This is a genomic window from Pseudoramibacter faecis (assembly GCF_036289405.1).
GTDB classification, from domain to species: domain Bacteria; phylum Bacillota; class Clostridia; order Eubacteriales; family Eubacteriaceae; genus Pseudoramibacter; species Pseudoramibacter faecis.
On record NZ_JAYFFI010000001.1, the window covers coordinates 518,967 to 537,477 of the forward strand.

16 protein-coding genes are annotated in these 18,511 nt (G+C 55.6%); 5 read left to right on the top strand and 11 right to left on the bottom strand.

Translation table 11 applies throughout. The features are described 5' to 3' along the window. Positions 1 to 84: 84 nt before the first annotated feature. Both ftsX and V3C63_RS02535 read right to left on the bottom strand, forming a co-directional pair. The gene (gene ftsX / locus V3C63_RS02530; protein ID WP_425355322.1) at positions 85 to 1,023 is read right to left on the bottom strand and encodes a permease-like cell division protein FtsX; all 939 of its coding nucleotides are present in this window, start codon (positions 1,021 to 1,023) and stop codon (positions 85 to 87) included. Between the two features lie 157 nt (positions 1,024 to 1,180). After that, complete coding sequence (locus V3C63_RS02535) at positions 1,181 to 1,879, bottom strand: DUF1638 domain-containing protein (RefSeq protein ID WP_329886236.1); 699 nt, start codon at positions 1,877 to 1,879, stop codon at positions 1,181 to 1,183. Between the two features lie 153 nt (positions 1,880 to 2,032). Here V3C63_RS02535 and V3C63_RS02540 point away from each other — a divergent pair, with 153 nt between their 5' ends. The 3 genes from V3C63_RS02540 to V3C63_RS02550 all read left to right on the top strand — a co-directional run bounded on the left by V3C63_RS02540 (position 2,033) and on the right by V3C63_RS02550 (position 5,694). Next, on the top strand, positions 2,033 to 2,650 hold the full coding sequence (locus V3C63_RS02540; protein WP_329886237.1) for a 5-formyltetrahydrofolate cyclo-ligase: 618 nt from the start codon (positions 2,033 to 2,035) through the stop codon (positions 2,648 to 2,650). Continuing rightward, entirely contained in the window at positions 2,643 to 3,950 is a 1,308-nt protein-coding gene (locus V3C63_RS02545; protein WP_329886238.1) for a bifunctional folylpolyglutamate synthase/dihydrofolate synthase, read from the top strand. Before V3C63_RS02540 ends, V3C63_RS02545 begins: the two co-directional genes overlap by 8 nt. A gap of 1,204 nt (positions 3,951 to 5,154) precedes the next feature. Beyond that, positions 5,155 to 5,694 (top strand): hypothetical protein, encoded by a 540-nt coding sequence (locus tag V3C63_RS02550; RefSeq protein WP_329886239.1) that lies wholly within the window; start codon positions 5,155 to 5,157, stop codon positions 5,692 to 5,694. A 138-nt stretch (positions 5,695 to 5,832) separates the two neighbouring features. On the opposite strand, the gene V3C63_RS02555 is transcribed toward V3C63_RS02550, so the two are convergent. From V3C63_RS02555 to V3C63_RS02595, 9 genes are all read right to left on the bottom strand, one after another. Further along, positions 5,833 to 6,078 (bottom strand): hypothetical protein, encoded by a 246-nt coding sequence (locus V3C63_RS02555; RefSeq protein ID WP_329886240.1) that lies wholly within the window; start codon positions 6,076 to 6,078, stop codon positions 5,833 to 5,835. 52 nt (positions 6,079 to 6,130) lie between these two features. Continuing rightward, positions 6,131 to 7,870 carry an ABC transporter ATP-binding protein gene (locus V3C63_RS02560; protein WP_329886241.1) on the bottom strand — a complete coding sequence of 580 codons (1,740 nt, stop codon included), beginning with the start codon at positions 7,868 to 7,870 and terminating at the stop codon, positions 6,131 to 6,133. Continuing rightward, complete coding sequence (locus V3C63_RS02565; protein ID WP_329886242.1) at positions 7,867 to 9,597, bottom strand: ABC transporter ATP-binding protein; 1,731 nt, start codon at positions 9,595 to 9,597, stop codon at positions 7,867 to 7,869. The genes V3C63_RS02560 and V3C63_RS02565 overlap by 4 nt, the downstream gene beginning before the upstream one ends. After that, complete coding sequence (locus V3C63_RS02570) at positions 9,598 to 10,224, bottom strand: TetR/AcrR family transcriptional regulator (RefSeq protein ID WP_329886243.1); 627 nt, start codon at positions 10,222 to 10,224, stop codon at positions 9,598 to 9,600. Between the two features lie 329 nt (positions 10,225 to 10,553). Then, complete coding sequence (locus V3C63_RS02575) at positions 10,554 to 11,021, bottom strand: acyl-CoA thioesterase (protein WP_329886244.1); 468 nt, start codon at positions 11,019 to 11,021, stop codon at positions 10,554 to 10,556. A 155-nt stretch (positions 11,022 to 11,176) separates the two neighbouring features. After that, positions 11,177 to 14,431 carry a carbamoyl-phosphate synthase large subunit gene (carB, locus tag V3C63_RS02580; RefSeq protein WP_329886245.1) on the bottom strand — a complete coding sequence of 1,085 codons (3,255 nt, stop codon included), beginning with the start codon at positions 14,429 to 14,431 and terminating at the stop codon, positions 11,177 to 11,179. Beyond that, a complete protein-coding gene (locus tag V3C63_RS02585) occupies positions 14,422 to 15,540 on the bottom strand; it encodes a carbamoyl phosphate synthase small subunit (protein WP_329886246.1) in 1,119 nt (372 codons plus the stop codon). Before V3C63_RS02585 ends, carB begins: the two co-directional genes overlap by 10 nt. A gap of 89 nt (positions 15,541 to 15,629) precedes the next feature. Continuing rightward, positions 15,630 to 16,901: an adenylosuccinate synthase gene (locus V3C63_RS02590; RefSeq protein ID WP_329886247.1), complete on the bottom strand. Its 1,272-nt coding sequence runs from the start codon at positions 16,899 to 16,901 to the stop codon at positions 15,630 to 15,632. A 166-nt stretch (positions 16,902 to 17,067) separates the two neighbouring features. After that, complete coding sequence (locus V3C63_RS02595; RefSeq protein ID WP_329886248.1) at positions 17,068 to 17,337, bottom strand: hypothetical protein; 270 nt, start codon at positions 17,335 to 17,337, stop codon at positions 17,068 to 17,070. 136 nt (positions 17,338 to 17,473) lie between these two features. On the opposite strand from V3C63_RS02595, the gene ymfI reads away from it, so the two are divergent. Together ymfI and V3C63_RS02605 are read left to right on the top strand one after the other, a co-directional pair. Then, positions 17,474 to 18,214 (top strand): elongation factor P 5-aminopentanone reductase, encoded by a 741-nt coding sequence (gene ymfI, locus V3C63_RS02600; protein ID WP_329886249.1) that lies wholly within the window; start codon positions 17,474 to 17,476, stop codon positions 18,212 to 18,214. Positions 18,215 to 18,364: 150 nt separating this feature from the next. Further along, the coding region (locus tag V3C63_RS02605) for a glutamine synthetase III domain-containing protein (protein WP_329886268.1) at positions 18,365 to 18,511 on the top strand (147 nt) is incomplete at its 3' end.

Consider the following 18,511-nt stretch of genomic DNA (forward strand, 5'->3'; position numbering starts at 1 on the left):
TCCCTGCAGCCAGAATTTTCTTAAACGATGCGTATTGATAATCTTCCTCTCTTTCTAATTCCCGAATTAAGAGATTGCCGCTTTTCAGGCGTCCAGGAATTTATGCATGGACACCACCGAGCCGATGGCCCCGATCACAATGCCGTAAATCAAACAAAAAATGATTAGCGGGCCCATGATGCTGCCCGGCGATACCAGCGAGGAATGCATCGGCAGGTAAACCGAACGCGCCACATAGACGATGGCCGCACGGTATCCTCCCCAGACGATGGCCAGCGCCACAATCGCACCAATCGCCCCAAGCACCGTGCCCTCGAGCACGAAGGGCGAACGGATAAACCAGTCCGTCGCGCCGACGTAGCGCATCACCCGAATTTCTTTGCGTCGGGCAAAACAGGTCAGCTTGATCGTGTTATAGATAATAAAGACCGACACGACGGAAAGCACCACGATGAGCACCGTCGAAAAAATATTGCTAAAATGGCTGAAAGAAACCAGCGCATCCACATATTCTTCGCCGTATTTCACCTCGGTAACGCCGTCGGCCTTCAGCGATTCGGCATACTTTTTCACCGTGTTGATTTTATCCGCACTGGAAATTTTGAGGTTAAAGGAAGCCGGCATCGGGTTATTGCTGCTGTTGTATCCTGAAAGCAAGCCGGAATAATCCCCTAGGCTTTTTGAGAAATCCTGCAGCGCCTGATCCGCCGAAACATACGTCACTTTGGTCACGTTTTGATGACTGCTGAGTTTTTCGTTCAGCTGGCTGACTTGATCCTTAGACAGATTCGACCGTACATAAACTTTCAGTTCCAGCGCCGATTCCACATTTTGGGTGATATGGCTCAAATTGGACGAAAAAATAACAAAGATGCCCAGAATGATCAGTGCTGCCCCGATGGAAAGCACCGAAGCGACACTCATCAATTTGTTGCGCCGAATACTGCGGCTCGTATCCCTGAAGATACTCTTTAAATACGCCCCGAAATGACCGGTGTGTTGATTTTCCTTCAAAATATTCATCCCCTAAAATCTGCGCCTCCGTCGACAGGGCGCGTGTTATAAGCCGCTGTAATGCGGCGGCAATGCTTTTTTATTGGATTCCCTTTGCGGAAACGTCCGAAAATATAGCTAAATTGTAACATAATCCCCCTCGCTTTTCAACACGACATCCCCAGGCTTAAATTTCTCCGTAACCAAGCTCCAAAAAAGCCGCACCATCGACCGGCTGCTCCGGCGGCACCACCAAGTAATGCGCATCCCAGGGGCCGGTAATCAGCTGTGAGAGCATCGCGACGCTGCCCGCCATCCGCTCGGGGCGATTGCCCAGTCGCTTCGCCAGCGCCTGAACCCGCCGCCAGGAGCGATCCGACGGGTAAGCCCCGGTATCGATCAGCGTGAGCGTTTCAAACTGACCGTAAAGCCGCCGCATCAGCACGTCCGCCCGCGCCTTGCCGAAGCGCGCCTCTAAACGCTGCCACTGCCTGTCGATGCTGTTCTCGCCGTCAAGCCAGCCCCGGGTGAAAAAATAACGATGAACGCGCCGGGTATCAAAATCCGAATCACAATCCGGTCGGGCGTCGGCCAAAATGCCGATGCAGTCCGGCTGACGGGGAATCACCAGCTCGGCACGCCGGCTTTGAAGCCCCGCCGTGCCCCCGCCGCAATAGCCATAGGCCAGCAGAATGCGCCGCACGCGCCCCGCCGCGTCCGCTTCGTCGATCACCGCCTGCAGCGCCTCCCGCATCTGCGCCGGCCGGTCGTGCATCACGGCCACCCAGCGCATCAGCGGCGCCGCCCCCGTTTGGCGCAGCGCCAGCATCACTTCGTCTTTGAGCATGCTGCATGCCACGAGCAGCGTTTTCTGATCCGGCGTCATCGCGGCACCTCCTTCTCTCGAATGCTTATCGTTTTATTTTACGCTTTTTGGTCGGGCTGCGCCACGTCTTTTGACGCCGGCACCAAATTATTTTCAGCATCGCCTTCACCCATGATATAATTAAGCACAAATTTCACCTCCAAAGGAGACCTCATGACCATTTCAAATCCCGCCGGCGAAACCGCCGCCGCACAAAAAAAGCGCCTTCGACAAAGGTGGCGCGCCCATCGCGACGCGACCCGCAACCCGGTCATCGACGCGGCCGTCGGCCGGGCCTTTCTCGCGTCGCCGTTTTACCGCGAAGCCCGAAATCTTTTTATCTCGGTAAGCTTCGGCTCCGAGCTCGATACCCACGCTTTGATCGCCCGAGCACTGTCTGACGGCAAACGCGTGGCCGTGCCCTATTGCGACGCCCGAACCCGTCGCATGCTGCCGCTTTGGATTGCGCACTTTCCAGACGATCTTGCCCCGGGCATTATGGGCATTCTCGAGCCGGATCCTGCCTTATGCGCTGCCGCTTTGCCAGAGGCGCTGGATCTGGTGATCGTGCCGGGGATCGCCTTCACCTGCCGGGGCGTGCGCCTCGGCTACGGCGGCGGCTATTACGACCGCTTCCTCACCGCGCTGCCGTCCCGCGTCCCGACCCTTGCCCTGACGCCGACCTCCCAGGTCGCCGACGTCCTGCCCACCGAGCCCCACGATCAGCGTTTTGGCTGGCTGCTCACCGAGGCCGGACTCACCGATTGCCGAAGGGCGGCCGCCCATGACTGAACGCGAAGCCATCGCCTACATCGAATCTCGCAGCCTTTTCGGTTCGGTGCTCGGCCTGCGCACCATCGGCGCTCTCCTTGCCAAGCTGGGCCACCCGGAAAAACATCTGCGCGCAATCCATGTGGCCGGCACCAACGGCAAGGGCTCCACGGCCCACCTTATCGCCGAAACCCTCACCGCCGCCGGCTACGCCGCCGGCCTTTACACCTCGCCGGCGTTGGAATATTTTAACGAGCGCATCCGTCTCGACGGAACGCCCATCCCCGGCCCCGCGCTGGCCGCCGTCACCGAACGCGTCCGCAATGCGGCGGAGGCCATCGTCGCCGCGGGAGAAGCCGAACCCACAATCTTCGAAATCGAAACGGCCATTGCTCTTTGCTATTTCAAAACCGCTGGGGTGGATTTTGCCGTGCTGGAGGTCGGGCTCGGCGGCCGTCTCGACGCGACCAATATCATCCCCCCGCCGATCCTCGCCGTCATCACCCGCATCGGTCTCGACCACACGGAATACCTCGGCACCACGCTGACCGCCATCGCCGGCGAAAAAGCCGCCATTATCAAGCCGGGCTGCGCCGTTGTAACGGCTCCCCAGCCGGCCGAAGCCGCCGCGGTGATCCGTGAACGCGCCGGCGCTGCCGGCGCGCCGCTCTACGATGCGGCTCAATTCCCGCTGACGGTCATCCACCGCGATGTCTCGGGGCAGCGCGTGCGCTGCACCGCACCGCCCTTCGACGTCTTCGACCCGTTCAAGTTGAATTTAAAGGGCGATCATCAGCTCGAAAACGCCGCCACGCTGCTCGCCGCCGTTGTAGCCCTTCGGGGTCGGGGATTTGCCATTCCGGACGAAGCCCTGTTAAAAGCCTGCGCACGGATCGTGTTTCCCGGGCGCTTTGAGATACTTTCCCAAAGCCCGCTGACGCTCATTGACGGGGCTCACAACCTCGACGGCGTCATGGCCTTCGTTCAGAACGTGCGCGCCTATTTTCCGGGAAATACCGTCAATCTCTACCTCGGCCTGCTCGCCGATAAGGATGTCGACCACTGTCTGGCCGAGCTCGTGCCGCTGGCCGGCCGCATCACCGCCCTCACGCCGGACAGCGACCGCGCCCTGCCCGCTGAGGCTTTGGCCGCGCGCATCAGGGCGCAGTATGGCCGGCCGGCTGCCGTCCTGCCGACCGTCGATGCCGCGCTGGCCACCCTCGATGCTGCCCCCGGCATACTCAATGCCTTTGTGGGCTCCCTCTACCTGATCGGGAAGGTCCGAACGGCGTTTTTTCATTCCTGCTGTACGCATTATTAAATCTATTTGAAGGAAATCTCGCATATGTTACATTTATTCTCCAACCATCGCCATCATTATAAAGGACCCCATGCTGTCAGGCATGAATTTAAAACATCTGGCAACGTTTTTATGTTTTTTATAAGTTTTACGCTTCTTTTTTTATTTGCGGATATCGATTATAAATCACCTCTTCTCTATTTTGGGTTTTGTGTCTTTTTCACCTATGCTTTCTTAAATAAAAAGATTGATTCTAAACTTTCGGCATCTCATAAAATATTTATTTTATTTTTTTCGATCGCCTTTTCAATCATGTTGATTTTAAAATCTCACATTGTGTTCACTGGAGATCTACGCGATAATTTAACCCGAAATTACCTCTCGCCCTTTGAAAGAAAAGACATTTTTTACTTTTTCCTGGGCACTTTCGTTGTTTATTTAACATTAATTCGCACCGTTCCCATGTTATTTTACGCTGCGAAAAAATACCATTATCTAAAAAAGAGTCTGCTGCAAAGTTGGAAACACATCGTTATTCTTACCGTCTCGTTATTGGTTCCTTGATTCTTTGCTTATTTAGTTTTTGGCCCGGATCAACCATGTGGAACGACGTTTGGGCTATTTTGCGCCATGGACCCGTTACCGAATCCTACTTTATATAAGGCAGAGGTTTCAATCAACTCCTCATGGCTATTTTGCGCTATGGACCCGTTACCGAATCCTACCGTTCTTCCTTATTTTTAAATTATGCCGTCTATTCTTTCTTAAATATAAAGTAGGAAATTTGATCGGCAATCGCAACTTTGGCTTTGCCTTATTTACCTTCACACAAATGACCTTAATGACCTTTGCCATCGCTATCGTCTTATATTGGACGGTCCGAAGGCGGATGCATAAAAACCTGATTGTTTGTACCTGGATCTTTTATTTATGTTTTCCTGCCTTTTCTTTATACTCGTTCACCATTGTAAAGGATGTTTGATACAGCATATGCTTATGCTTATGGATTCCGCTACTCTATGATCTGATCCAAAGGGCATCCCTTTCATTAAAGTATAAAGCAGCCTATATCGTATTAATCATCGGGACGCTTATTTCCCGCAACAACGGGCCGATCATCATCCCCTTCGTCATCTTTTTTACGGTGCTAATCGTTAAGAATCACCGAAAATTTTTATTCATATCCGCTTTAATCACCTTTTTATGGTCACTGGAACCCCCTGCTTTGATATCTCGAAACACGCCTCATCGTTTTGCCGGGAGCGTCAGTATTCCGCTTCAGCAAACAGTCATGGTTCTTTCATCAAACGGCAAAGTTTCTGCCACAGACAAGAAATTCCTGTATCAGATCATTACTCTTTTCAACTGGGCAAGCCGATATGCTCCTTTTATTGTCGATCCGCTAAAAATGGGGAAAGGCGATCCAACTGAATTCGGTTTTTATCGCTCGCCAAAATTGCCCGATCCACTGGTTCGCCTTGTAACCCATTATTATAAATATATTGGTAACTCCATCGGTAGTGCCGGAACATCTATATGGCTTCTTTTATCATTTTGTTTATTGCTTCTGATATTGCCTAAATATATCCTTATCGTTTTACCAATGCTTTTAAATTGGCTTACGGTAATGATTTCTGCCTTCATTGCTTTTGCATTCCGGTATGTACTGTATTATTTATTTGCCTTTCCGGTGTTGTTGGCCCTCTTCCCATTAATTGTACAAACCTCTGCAACATCTCACCGCGAAGTGTTAACTGCACAATAATTCGCTCCAGTTTGAGGCTGCAGCATGATTTCTCCGTTTAAACAACAATCCCATTTTACCCTTTTTGTCCGTCAACCAAAAAGCCGCAGATCGGGAAAAGGCGATCTGCGGTTTTTTGGTTTGATCGATTGGATCCACTCAATGATTTTCCGGCTGAGGCACCCGGCCCCGGGCGATCTTGCGCTTTTCCGCCAGGGTGTGCAGCTTGATCTCGTCCGGGATCATCGGAATGTAGGGCGCGACCGGCCGCGGCCTGCCGTCCCGTCCCAGACTGACCATCATGAAGAACGCCGACAGCGCGTGCCGCGGGCTCCGCCAGCATCGGAAGCGAAATATGCCCAAGGCTGCCACAAAATACAGCGCCGTAAAAACACCGATATCCATCAATTCTTTTGTGTTTCGTTTATTTTCCGTGTTTATTATCGCCCGAAAAAGCTTAATGGGCAAAGCCGCGGATCTCGTTTCGCTTGGTGACCATGGTGTGATAGGCCCCGCCGGCCGCCATCAGCTCGGCATGCGTGCCGCGCTCCGCGACCTGCCCGTCCACAACGACTAAAATCTGATCGGCATTTTGAACGGTGTTTAATCGATGCGCGATGACCAGCAGAGTCTTCCCCTTGACAAGCTCGGAAATCGCGGCCTGGATATGGCTTTCGTTGTCGGCGTCCACGGAGGCCGTGGCCTCGTCCAGGATAACGATGGGCGCATCCTTCAAGATGCAGCGCGCGATGGAGATACGCTGCTGCTCGCCGCCGGAGAGGCTCGCGCCGCCCTCGCCGATCACCGTATCGAAGCCGTCGGGCAGCGCCATGATAAAATCATAACAGCGCGCTTTTTTCGCAGCCGCCGCGACCTCCTCGCGGGTGGCCGCCATCCGGCCGATCGCGATATTATTATAAACGGTATCTTCAAAGAGATACACCCGCTGAAAGACCATGCTGATATTATCCATCAGTTCGGCCAAAGGGACTTTTCGAATATCTTGCCCGCGAAGCAATACCACGCCTTGTTTGACATCCCAGAAGCGGGGAAGGAGGTTTGCAATGGTGCTCTTGCCGCTGCCTGAAGGCCCCACTAACGCGGTCATGCTGTCTTTGGGAACTGCAAAAGAGACATTCCTCAAAACGCTCCGCGCATCATAGCCGAAAGACACCTGCCTAAATGCGATCTCCGGATTCCCGCTGTCTGCAGGAAGCGCCTTTGTGCCGCTATTATCGAGCTCCGTTTCGTTAAAAACCGCCTCGATGCGGTCCAGACAGGCGTTCATCACCGTCAGTCTGGCCACTTGCCCATAAAACGCCCTTAGCGGCGAAAACAGTTCGAACACGAACAGCAGCATGCCGATAAACATGGCAAGACTTAACGTCCCATCCTGATACAACAGCCAGGAAAGGCCCAACATCGCCGCCGATCCCAGACCATAGGCCAGATTGATAGCCCGCGACCACGGCGCATAATCCTTTTCGAAAGAAAGATTTTTTTCACAATTGACGGCAAAACTTTCCGTCAACTCTTTAGACTTTTCCCCCAGCAGGTTATAGGTTTTGATAATGCCAATCCCCTCTGTGAAGTCGATCACCGCATCGGTGAGCTGCTGTGCCGCGGCCTGCCGCTCATCGGAATGCATGAGGGTGTTTTTCTTCATCGCCTCGCCAATGGCATAGAAGATCATCGTAACGATCAGGGCCGCCGCGCCCATCCGCCAATCAAAGACGAACATAAAAATCACAAAAATGGCCGCGGAAAATAAATAACTCATCAGATCCGCGAGCACCATCATCAGATTTTCTTCAATAAAAACCATATCTGTGGAAAGAACAGAGCTGACGCGGCCGATATTGCCCTCCGTGAAAAAGCCCATCGGCATACGCCGCAAATGAATGCCCAGTTTTTTTCGCAGGTCTGCAAGCATCTCGAATCCCGCGCCGGACTGCAAGCGGTCCGCAAAATTTTGAAAGAGGCCTTGAAGCGCCAGGCAAAGCACCATAGCCACCCCCATGCGCGCACAGCCTGCACCGGTGACGCGATGGTTTATAAAGCCTGCGATCATGAAATAGGCCAACACGATCGGCGCCTTTCCGAGAAAGGCTTTAATAAACGAGCAGACCGCCGCCAGCCGGATCCTCGTCCGGTAGCCCTCCGCAAGCTGAAGAATGCGATGCAATAAGGCAATCATGCTCTCACCTCCCATGCCACACTTTGCTGCGCCGCAGCCCATAGCCTGCGATAAACCGACGAACCCTGCAGCAGCGCTTCATGCGTTCCCTGCGCGTCGATCTTTCCATCGTCGAGCACTACGATCTTATCCGCGTTGATCACCGTGTGCAGCCGGTGAGCGATGATCAGAACAGTCTTCCCGCGGATAACCTCCGAAATCGCAGCGTTCATCTTCTCCTCGTTTTCCGGATCAATGAAAGCTGTCGCCTCGTCCAAAACGATTACGGGCGCATCCTTCAAAAGCGCCCTGGCAAGAGAGATGCGCTGCCGCTCCCCGCCGGAAAGCATCTTGCCGCTATCCCCCGCCGGAGTATCGATTCCCTCGGGAAACCGCGCGAGAAAATCATCGCACTGCGCAAGCGTCGCTGCGCGCAGAACGTCTTCACGCGCCGCCGTAGGTTTTCCGATAAGAATGTTTTCATACAGACTGATGTTAAACAAGAACTGCTCCTGGGAGACGAAGGCGATTTGATCGTTCAGCGCCTCCACGCACATATCGGTCAAGCGCTGCCCGCCCAGGGTAATGTTCCCACTGTCCAAATCGTAGAAGTGAACGAGCAGTTTTGCCAGCGTGGATTTTCCGCTGCCGCTCTCGCCCACCAAAGCGACCATCTGCCCCTCCGCAATATCCAGATCAATGCCGTGGATGACCTCGTCATCCTGATAGGAAAAATGCACATCTTCAAAGCGAATATGATAATCTTGACCTGTAAACGGCCGATTCGATTCTTTTAACGGGGGATGATCGAGTAGGTGTTCTAATTCATCAATCTTGTAATTAAGCTGGGGAATTTTGCCGGCAAAGCCGATGGCTTTGAGAAGCGGCGCACCGATGGCAAAGCTCATGCACAGCACCAGCACATAATCGGCCAGGCTGCTCCAGCCCTTTAAGACAAACCACCCGCCGACCGGCAGTGTAAAAAGCGCTACACAGGGCAGGATGCTGGAATAAAGCGCCATCCAGGGCCAGCAGACCTTATACCAATCAAGCGTCATATCCCGATAATCGTTGATGGCGTGCTCAAAGCGCGCATAGCTTTCCCCATCCCGGTTAAAGACTTTGACAACCTCCATGCCGTTGATGTATTCGATGATGGTATTGTTCATCTTTGCGCCTGCCGCGTAATAAGCGTCCATACGCTGCATCCCCACATTGAACATCATCCCCATAGCCAAAAGCCCAATCGGGAGCGACGCAATACTTAAAAGCGTCAGCTTCCAGTCAACAAAGAACATGGCCGCAATCACCGCAATGGGAATCATCAAATTCCCAATCCCCTCCGGAATGGCGTGCGCCAAAAGGATCTCGATCGTCTCTATGTCGTCGGTAAACACCTTTTTGATCCGCCCGTTGCCCAACGCCCGTATCATTCCCAGAGGCTGCTTTTCAAGCTTTTGCTGTAAGGCAATGCGCAGATTTTTTAATGTATTGTAGGCGCTGAAGTGGCTTAAGTCCAGGCCATGCACATACAAAACGGCGTTGCCGCCGAGACAGACTGCCGCAATCAAGACCCTTAGCATGACATCGCTAAAGGCAGGACGCGCTCCGCCCACCAGCGGGGCGATAATCTGATAGAGCAGAAAGTACGGCACCACGCTTAGAACCACCGCCAGTGTCACCGCGACTGCGGCCCGCCTCGTATACTTAACATACTTGCCCATATAGGGCCTCACCTTTTGAAACATTTACCCCTTCCTTTCCACCAGTTCAATGGCCGCGGCCCAATCAAAAAAACGGCACATTACCTTACAATGCGCTCTGATTTGGTCCCATGTCATATTATGAATAAACGGTTCATAAATCGAAGACCAAAAGGCCGAGCACAGCGTGTGAAGCTCCTCTCTCGTGATTTTTGCGCGTGCAAGCCCCCGCTTTCTCGCCTCACTGTAAAACTGTTCATAGGCATAACTCATAGCCTGGACAAAATCATGCTGGAAATTTTCGTAGCGCGTCCCCGCGGCCTTGCTAATCAAGAGCACAAAGGTATCGTGGATCTTCCAGAGATTTTCAAACATAGCCAACACATATGCTTCGTTCATTATCCAGGAGGCATGGATCTGCTCGTCGGTCATTCGGGAAAAATCCACGTCGGTGCGTGCCTTGATAAAATCATCCAAATAACAAACGGCATCCCTGACGGTCGCGCAAAACAGATTCTCCTTTCCCTTATAGCGCCTGTAAACGGCACCGGTCGTAATGCCCGCGTTATCACAAATCGTTTTGAGTTCGGCGTTTAAAAATCCACATTTTAAAAATTCCTTCCTGGCGCTGTTAAGCAGCCTCGAATCAATGCTTTTATCTGTAACCGCCATACTACCTCCGTTGATAATTCGATTATCAGTAATTTGTAATTAGATTAGCACGTCCTAACTTTTCTGTCAATATTTTCTTTTCACCTTCTTAATGTGGTCGCGGTTTTGTTGTTTTGCAAGCTCTCTTATCGCCAGACACTTATCGCCAGGCACGCAAGCCTCGCGCACTCCGCGGGACTGACGCAAAGCGCGGAGCATAAGTCCAAACGCGCAGGCATCAGCAAAAAACCGGTGTGCCGCGCGCATTGCTGCGCGAAACACACCGGTTTTTTAACCTCCGCCTGGATGCCGCCCGTTTTGGATGCGACCGGGCGACTTTTTTGTTATCTTTAGCCCCTTTCCGGATGGGGAATCCGACCCCGGGCGATCTTGCGCTTTTCCACCAGAGTGTATAGCTTGATCTCGTCCGGGGTCATCGGGGTGTAGGGCGTAACCGGCCGCGGCTTGCCGTCCCGTCCCAGACAGACCAACGTAAAGAACGCCGACAGCGCGTGCCGCGGCCCCTCCGCCGACTTCATATCCTCGGTATCCACCGTCACGTAAACCTCCAGCGAGCTGTGCCCGGTATAGACTAGCGACGCGGTGCAGGTCACCAGATCCCCCACCATAATCGGCAGGTGAAAATCGATCTCGTCCACCCGGGCCGTCACGCAGTTCGCCTTGGCATAACGGATGCACACGGCCGCTGCTGAAGAGTCCATCAGCTTCATGATCTCGCCGCCGTGCACATTGCCCATCGCGTTGGCCTGGCTGGGCTCCATGATCTGACTGAGCATCAATTGATTCGTTATTTCCATCGCATTCTTCCTTTCTGCCTGTCACACTTTCGTTCCTGTTCTTTATTGTACCCCATCCGGCGGCAAAAGGCTGCCCTCTTTCGCCCCGATTGCCCGCAAAATAGCCGGCATTAAAAAAGGACCGGCAAATGGTCCTTTTGCGATGCTTTAAAGCGTCAGATCTTGGTGATGTCCACCAACGGAATTTCGGCCAGCGTGCGCTCGCTTTCCAGGCAGTCGAGAATCGCCCGGGCCGTGTCCAGCGCCGTGATCAGACTGATGGAGCTTTCCACCGCCTTGCGGCGCATCTTCACCTCGTCCATGCCGGGCTGGCGCCCCTTGGTCGAGGTCGAGATCACATAATTCACCTCCCGGCCGTCCAGCAGGTCGCCGATGTTCGGGCGCGCTTCCGAAAGGCGGCGCACCACGTGCACCGGGATGCCCTGTTCGCGCAGGGCCGTCGCCGTACCCACCGTCGCGTGAATCGTAAAGCCCAGATCGTGAAAGCGGCGGCCGATGCCGATGATCTCCGGCTTGTCGAGATCCCGCACGGTCAAGAGCACCGCCCCTTCCCGGGCCATTTCTGAGCCGCTGGCCACCAGCCCTTTATAAATCGCGTCGCCGAAATTCTTCGCCACGCCGAGGACCTCCCCGGTGGATTTCATCTCCGGCCCGAGCTGGGTGTCCACATCCTCGAGCTTCGAGAAGGAGAACACCGGCACCTTCACCGCTACGCGGTCCTTCACCGGGTTGAGCCCCGAGATGTAGCCCATATCGGCGAGGCTTTCGCCCATCATGATGCGCGTCGCCATGTCGACCATCGGAATGTCCGTGACCTTGGAGATATAAGGCACGGTGCGGGACGACCGCGGGTTCACCTCGATCACGTAGACCGTTTCGTCCATCACCACGTATTGGATGTTCACCAGCCCGACGACGTGCAGCGCGCGGGCAAGCCTGCCGGTGTAGTCCACGATCGTATCCCGCACCTTTTGGGAGAGCGTCTGCGGCGGATACACCGAGATGGAATCGCCGGAGTGCACCCCGGCCTTTTCGATATGCTCCATGATGCCGGGAATCAAATAATCCGTGCCGTCGCAGATCGCGTCGACCTCCACCTCCTTGCCCATCAGATATTTATCGACGAGCACCGGATTGGTGATTTCGTGGGCGGTGATGATGCCCATGTATTCCTCCACATCGGCGTCGGAGTGGGCGATGATCATGTTCTGGCCGCCGAGCACATAGGACGGACGCAGCAGCAGCGGATAGCCCAGACGGCGCGCCACGGCCACCGCCTCCCCGGTCTTGAACACCGTGTCGCCCTTCGGCCGGGGGATGCCGCAGCTTTCCACCAAGGCGTCAAAGAGCTCGCGGTCCTCCGCCGCGTCGATGTGTTTCGGATCCGTCCCCAGAATCGGCACGGCGATTTCGTCCAGATGCTGGGTCAGCTTGATGGCCGTCTGCCCGCCGAATTGCACGATGGCGCCGTCGGGTTTTTCCGTCTCGACGATGGCGCGCACATCCTCCGCGGTTAACGGCTCGAAATAGAGCCGATCGGAAGTGTCGAAGTCCGTCGAGACGGTTTCGGGATTGTTGTTCACAATGATCGCCTCGTGACCCAGCTCCCGCAGGGCCCAGGCGCAGTGCACCGAGCAATAGTCAAACTCGATGCCCTGGCCGATACGGATCGGGCCGGACCCGAAGACCGCGATGCGCTTTTTGCCCGTGGGATGTTCAGCCAGAAAAGCTTCGGCCTCGTTTTCATCGTCCCGGGTTGAATAGAAATAAGGCGTTTCGGCCGCAAATTCCCCGGCGCAGGTATCGACCATTTTAAAGGCCGCGTAGGGCTTTTGAGCGACCTTTTCGGCCACGGCGGCCGGCAGATCGAGCCGGCAGGTTTTTTCGTCAAAGGGCACGCCGGCCAGGCGGGCGATGGTGCCGTCCTGAAAGCCCAGTTCTCTCGCAACGGTCAGCCGTTCGGCGCCGCGTTCGTCCGCAAGGCCTTTCTCGGCCAGATCCCGCTCCATCGTGGCCAAATGACGCAGCTTGTCGAGAAACCACATATCGATCAGGGTGATGTCGTGCACCTGGGCGGCCGGCATGCCGCGGTACAGCGCTTCGTAAACCACAAAGCAGCGCTCGTCGTCCTTGAGGCCCAGCGCTTCGAGGATTTCCGCATCGCTGGCCTTCCGGTATTTTTCCACCGACAGCGTGTCGAAGCCCAGCTCGATGGAGCGCACGGCCTTCATCATCGCGTGCTCGAAGCTGTTCCCGATGGACATGATTTCCCCGGTGGCCTTCATCTGGGTGCCCAGCGTCCGGCGTGCATAGACAAATTTGTCAAAGGGCCAGCGCGGGAACTTCACGACGATATAGTCCAGCACCGGCTCGAAGCAGGCCGGCGTCTTGCCGGTGATGTCGTTCGTGATTTCGTCGAGGCTAAAGCCCACGGCGATAAGCGCCGCGATTTTGGCAATGGGGTAGCCCGTCGCCTTGGAGGCCAGCGCCGAGGAGCGCGACACCCGGGGGTTGACCTCGATCACCGCGTAATTAAAGTTGTCCGGGTTTAAGGCGAACTGGCAGTTGCACCCCCCTTCGACCTTTAAGGTGGAGATGATCTTGAGCGCCGAAGTGCGCAGCATCTGATATTCCTTGTCGGAAAGGGTCTGGCAAGGAGCGACGACGATGGAATCGCCGGTATGAATCCCTACCGGGTCGAAGTTTTCCATCGAGCACACGGTGATGACATTGCCCTTGCCATCGCGCATCACCTCGAACTCGATTTCCTTCCAGCCGGAGATATCCCGCTCGATGAGCACCTGATGAATCGGCGAGAGGCGCAGGCCCCGGGTCGCGATGTGGTCGAGCTCTTCCGGCGTGGCCGCGATGCCGCCGCCGGTGCCCCCGAGGGTAAAGGCCGGGCGCACAATCACCGGATAGCCGATCTGCCCCGCAAAATCCAGGGCGTCGTCCAGGGATTCCACCACCTTGGAAGGAATGGTCGGCTCGCCGATTTCCCGCATCGTGTCTTTAAAGGCCTGGCGGTCTTCCGCCTTGTCGATGGTCACCACGTCGGCGCCGAGCAACGCCACGCCGTTGGCTTCAAGAAAGCCTTCCTTCGCCAACTGCATCGAAAGGTTTAACCCCGTTTGGCCGCCGAGGGTCGAGAGCAGGCCGTCGGGCTTTTCCTTCTCGATCACCCGCTTGACCACGTCCAGGGTCAGCGGTTCGATATAAATTTCGTCGGCCATGGCCTTGTCGGTCATGATCGTCGCCGGATTGGAATTGATCAGCACCACTTCGAGCCCGGCCTGGCGCAGTGCCTTGCAGGCCTGAGTGCCGGCGTAGTCAAATTCCGCGGCCTGGCCGATGACGATAGGCCCCGATCCAATGACAAGTACTTTCCTGAGTTTCTGGTTTAAAGGCATCCCTGCTGTCCCCTTTCCATCATGTCGGTGAATTTTTCAAACAAATAGCCGGTGTCGTTGGGACCGGCCGAAGCTTCCGGATGGAATTGCACCGTGAAGGCGTGCTTCGCCGGGTAGTCGATGCCCTCGCAGGTGCCGTCGTTCATGTTGATGTGGGTCACCCGGCCGGCGCCCTGCGGCAGACTGTCGCCGATCACGGCGTAACCGTGGTTCTGGGAGGTGATATACACCCGGTCTTTGTCGAGATCCTTCACCGGCTGATTGAGTCCGCGATGGCCGAATGGCATTTTTTCGGTCTTCGCACCGTTGGCCAGCGCCATCAGCTGATGGCCGAGGCAGATGCCGAAAATCGGTTTGCCGTAGTCGATGAAGCGCTTGATGTTGTCGATGATTTCGCCGTTGTCCGTGGGGTCGCCGGGGCCGTTGGAGAGCATGATTCCGTCCGGATTGAGGGCGCGAATATCGTCGATGGTGCTGTTTGCCGGCATCACCGTCACATTGCAGCCGTATTGCAGTAGCTTGTTCAGGATGTTGTGCTTGTAGCCATAGTCCATCAGCGCGACGTGATTAGCTCGGTTTTCCCGGTTATAATACCAGTCCATTTTCGGCACTGTCACCTGCTGCACCGGATTGACGATTTTGTAGGCGCGGATCTGCGCTAAAAGCGCGTCTTTCCTGCCGGCGATGTCTTCCGTGGTGATGCAGCTGTTCATCGTGCCGTTATCCCGGATCTTCCGGGTGAGCCTTCGGGTATCCACGTTCCAGATGCCCACCTTGCCCTGGGACTTGAGGAAGGCGTCAATGGTGCCCGCTTCCCGGAAATTGGATGGCTCCTCGCACCATTCCCGGACGATATAGCCGGCGACCCAGCTCTTCTCGCTTTCCATATCGCTTTTGTTCACCCCGTAATTGCCGATCAGCGGATAGGTCTGCATCACGATCTGCCCGTAATAAGACGGATCGGTCAGCACCTCCTGATAGCCAGTCATTCCCGTGGTAAAAACAATTTCACCAATGGTCGTCCCTTCACAGCCGAAATGATACCCCTCAAAAAGCGTGCCGTCCTCCAAGAGGATATAGGCACGCTTGTCTTTTTTGAAATACGACATCTTACCACCTTTCCATTGTCTTTTGCCCAAAGGGCACCTGTGTTCAATGCGTTGTTTCGTTTGATTCTATCTATTTTTGATGCCGCCGATTAACGCGTCGCCAGGGCTTCGCGGTCTGCCCCGACACCGACGTAATGAATCGGCGCGCCGATACGTTCTTCGATAAAGCGGATGTAGTTTCGGGCGTTTTCCGGCAGGTCGGCAATTTTGCGGACTCCGGTGGTCGGCGTTTTCCACCCCGGCAGTGTTTCGTAAATCGGTTCGACCCGTTCCAGCTCGTCGGTATTCGGGAAGTGATCGATCTTCCGGCCGTCAAGTTTGTAGCCGGTGCAAACCTTGATGCTGTCGAGATCGTCGAGCTTGTCGATCTTGCACAGGGCCACTTCGTCGAAGCCGTTGATCATCGTGGTGTAACGCAGCACGGGCAGATCCAGCCAGCCGAGGCGGCGGGAACGGCCGGTGCGGGCGCCGTATTCGTCGTCAGCCTTGGAGCCGTCGCCGCGGATAATGGCAATCTGGGGATCGTCGGCATCCTCCGTCGGGAAGGGACCGGCCCCCACCGCAGACGAAAAGGCCTTGGCCACGCCGATGACCTTATCGATTTTTTTCGCCGGAAAACCGCCGGTCACAGCGGCGTAGGCTGCCGACGGGCAGGAGGAAGTCACATAGGGATAAATCCCCTGGTCGATATCTTTCATCGCGGCCAGCTGCCCCTCAAAAAGGATGTTTTTGCCCGCGTCGATGTGGCCGTGCAGATAACTGATAGACTCGACGATGCGATCAGCAAAACGATCCGCCCAGTTCTTGAGCTTTTCGTCCAGCTCGGCCAGCGTCACCGCTTCGCCGCCGTAGGCCGTCAGCATATTGTTGACCACGTCGAGATAGACTGTCAGCTTTTCGCGGGCGCGGGACAGATCCAGCAAGTCTTCCATCCGCAGATTCTTGCGCAGCATTTTATAGGCATAGCACACGCCGATGCCCCGCTTGGTGGTGCCGATGCCGCCCTTGGCCTCCATCAGCTCGTCGAGCCTTTGGTGATAGGGCATCAGGATATGCGCCTTGCCGGAAATGCGCAGGTTATCGGTGGCGACGCCCGCCGCTTCAATCTGGGCCATTTCCTCGGCGAGCACATCGGGGTTGACCACGGTGCCGGTGCCGATGAGGCTTTCGCCGTTTTTATTGAAGATGCCGCTGGGAATCAGGTGGAGCTTAAACACCCCGGCATCGTTGATCACGGTGTGGCCGGCGTTATCCCCGCCCTGAAAGCGGACGATCAGATCCTGCTGATCCGCAAGGTAGTCGATGATCTTGCCCTTGCCTTCGTCGCCCCATTGAGCACCAACGAGTACTGTAATTGCCATTTTTTAATCCTTTCACGGCGAAATGGATCCGCCAAATTATTTTCAAGATGAAATGAACCGCAATAACTCATTGTTATTATAGCATAAGCCTTCGCCGCGATAAAGCAAAAGAACAATGATTCCCTTATCAAAAATAACGCGCGCTGGTCATTTGGGTCCCGGTCTTTTATAATGGCGTTAATAAAACAACATCGTGAGGTCCCCATGCACCTGCTTTCTTTTCCGACGCGCTCAAGGCGCGCTTCGACACCAAGGTCCACAAGCTCTCGCTGAGCGCCGGCTGCAGCTGCCCCAACCGGGACGGCGCCCTGGGCACGGGCGGCTGCACCTTCTGCTCGGCCGGCGACGCCGGCGAATTTGCCGCCCCGCCGGCGCCCATTGCCGAACAAATCGCCGCCGCCAAAAAACGCGTCGATCCCAAATTTCCCAAGCGCATCCCGACGGCAGACCGCCGATACCTCGCCTACTTTCAAAGCTACACCAATACCTACGGCGATCCCGAAAGACTCGGCGCCCTTTGGCGCGCCGCCATCGCCCGCGCCTGATTTTTGAAACTAACAAGGAGTTTTTTGATGATTCGTTTAACAAACACCCCAAAACTGACCGCGCTGATCACCGGCGCCTCCCGGGGTATCGGCGCCGCCATTGCCGAAACCCTCGCCGCCCACGGCTGCAATCTCGTCCTCACCTGCCGCGACACCATGGCCGAGCTGAATGCGCTGGCCGCGCGCCTGCGCGAAGCCCACGGCGCTCGCGTGCGCACCGTGCACTGTGACGCCGGGGATCCCGAGGCGGTGGCCGCCCTTTTTGCCGGCATCGACCGGCTGGACATCCTCGTGAACAACGCCGGCACCGATCATATCGGCCTCTTGCAAGAGATGTCCCTGGCCGAATGGGACCGCCTCGTCGACACCAATCTCTCGGCCTGCTTTTACACCTGCCGGCTGGCCATTCCGCTGTTTTTGCGCCGCGACACCGGCGCCATCGTGAACCTCTCCTCGGTATGGGGGGAGATCGGCGCGTCTGCTGAGGCGGCGTATTCGGCCACCAAGGGCGGCGTCAACGCCCTGACCCGCGCCCTGGCCAAGGAGCTCGCCCCCAGCCGCATCCCCGTCAACGCCATCGCCTGCGGCTTTATCGACACGGCGATGAACGCCGGCTTCACGGATGCCGAGCGCGAGGCGATTCGCGCCGAGATCCCTGCCGACCGTTTTGCCGCACCCGCCGAGGTGGCCGCGGCGGTGTGGCAGCTGCTCGCCATGCCGGACTATCTCACCGGGCAGATCATCACCTTCGACGGCGGCTGGATCTGAGCGCCCGCACCGCGTTTTTTCTTTGCGCCCTTTCTTGCATTTTCCCGCCGCCCATGGTTATAATGGTCTAAAACAATTCAAAAATGATTTCTAAAAACGATCATCGCGATGCATCGTTTCGATTCAAAAGGAGGACCCATGCCAGACGAAATGATCAAAGATCAGAAGGACGACATCATCGAGCTGTTCGGCTCGAAAGTCTTTAATATCACCGTAATGCGCAAGCGCCTGCCCAAGCATATTTATAAAAGCATGATGCGCACGATCAAAGACGATCTGCCGCTGGAAAGCGAAGTG

What these genes read in the sequence shown, in the direction of transcription:
- V3C63_RS02565 (WP_329886242.1), bottom strand. Translation starts at nt 9,597, where the DNA reads ATGTTTCAAAAGGTGAGGCCCTATATGGGCAAGTATGTTAAGTATACG.
- V3C63_RS02545 (WP_329886238.1), top strand. Translation starts at nt 2,643, where the DNA reads ATGACTGAACGCGAAGCCATCGCCTACATCGAATCTCGCAGCCTTTTC.
- V3C63_RS02570 (WP_329886243.1), bottom strand. Translation starts at nt 10,224, where the DNA reads ATGGCGGTTACAGATAAAAGCATTGATTCGAGGCTGCTTAACAGCGCC.
- V3C63_RS02555 (WP_329886240.1), bottom strand. Translation starts at nt 6,078, where the DNA reads ATGGATATCGGTGTTTTTACGGCGCTGTATTTTGTGGCAGCCTTGGGC.
- ftsX (WP_425355322.1), bottom strand. Translation starts at nt 1,023, where the DNA reads ATGAATATTTTGAAGGAAAATCAACACACCGGTCATTTCGGGGCGTAT.
- V3C63_RS02590 (WP_329886247.1), bottom strand. Translation starts at nt 16,901, where the DNA reads ATGGCAATTACAGTACTCGTTGGTGCTCAATGGGGCGACGAAGGCAAG.
- V3C63_RS02575 (WP_329886244.1), bottom strand. Translation starts at nt 11,021, where the DNA reads ATGGAAATAACGAATCAATTGATGCTCAGTCAGATCATGGAGCCCAGC.
- ymfI (WP_329886249.1), top strand. Translation starts at nt 17,474, where the DNA reads ATGATTCGTTTAACAAACACCCCAAAACTGACCGCGCTGATCACCGGC.
- V3C63_RS02585 (WP_329886246.1), bottom strand. Translation starts at nt 15,540, where the DNA reads ATGTCGTATTTCAAAAAAGACAAGCGTGCCTATATCCTCTTGGAGGAC.
- carB (WP_329886245.1), bottom strand. Translation starts at nt 14,431, where the DNA reads ATGCCTTTAAACCAGAAACTCAGGAAAGTACTTGTCATTGGATCGGGG.
- V3C63_RS02540 (WP_329886237.1), top strand. Translation starts at nt 2,033, where the DNA reads ATGACCATTTCAAATCCCGCCGGCGAAACCGCCGCCGCACAAAAAAAG.
- V3C63_RS02535 (WP_329886236.1), bottom strand. Translation starts at nt 1,879, where the DNA reads ATGACGCCGGATCAGAAAACGCTGCTCGTGGCATGCAGCATGCTCAAA.
- V3C63_RS02595 (WP_329886248.1), bottom strand. Translation starts at nt 17,337, where the DNA reads ATGCGCTTGGGAAATTTGGGATCGACGCGTTTTTTGGCGGCGGCGATT.
- V3C63_RS02560 (WP_329886241.1), bottom strand. Translation starts at nt 7,870, where the DNA reads ATGATTGCCTTATTGCATCGCATTCTTCAGCTTGCGGAGGGCTACCGG.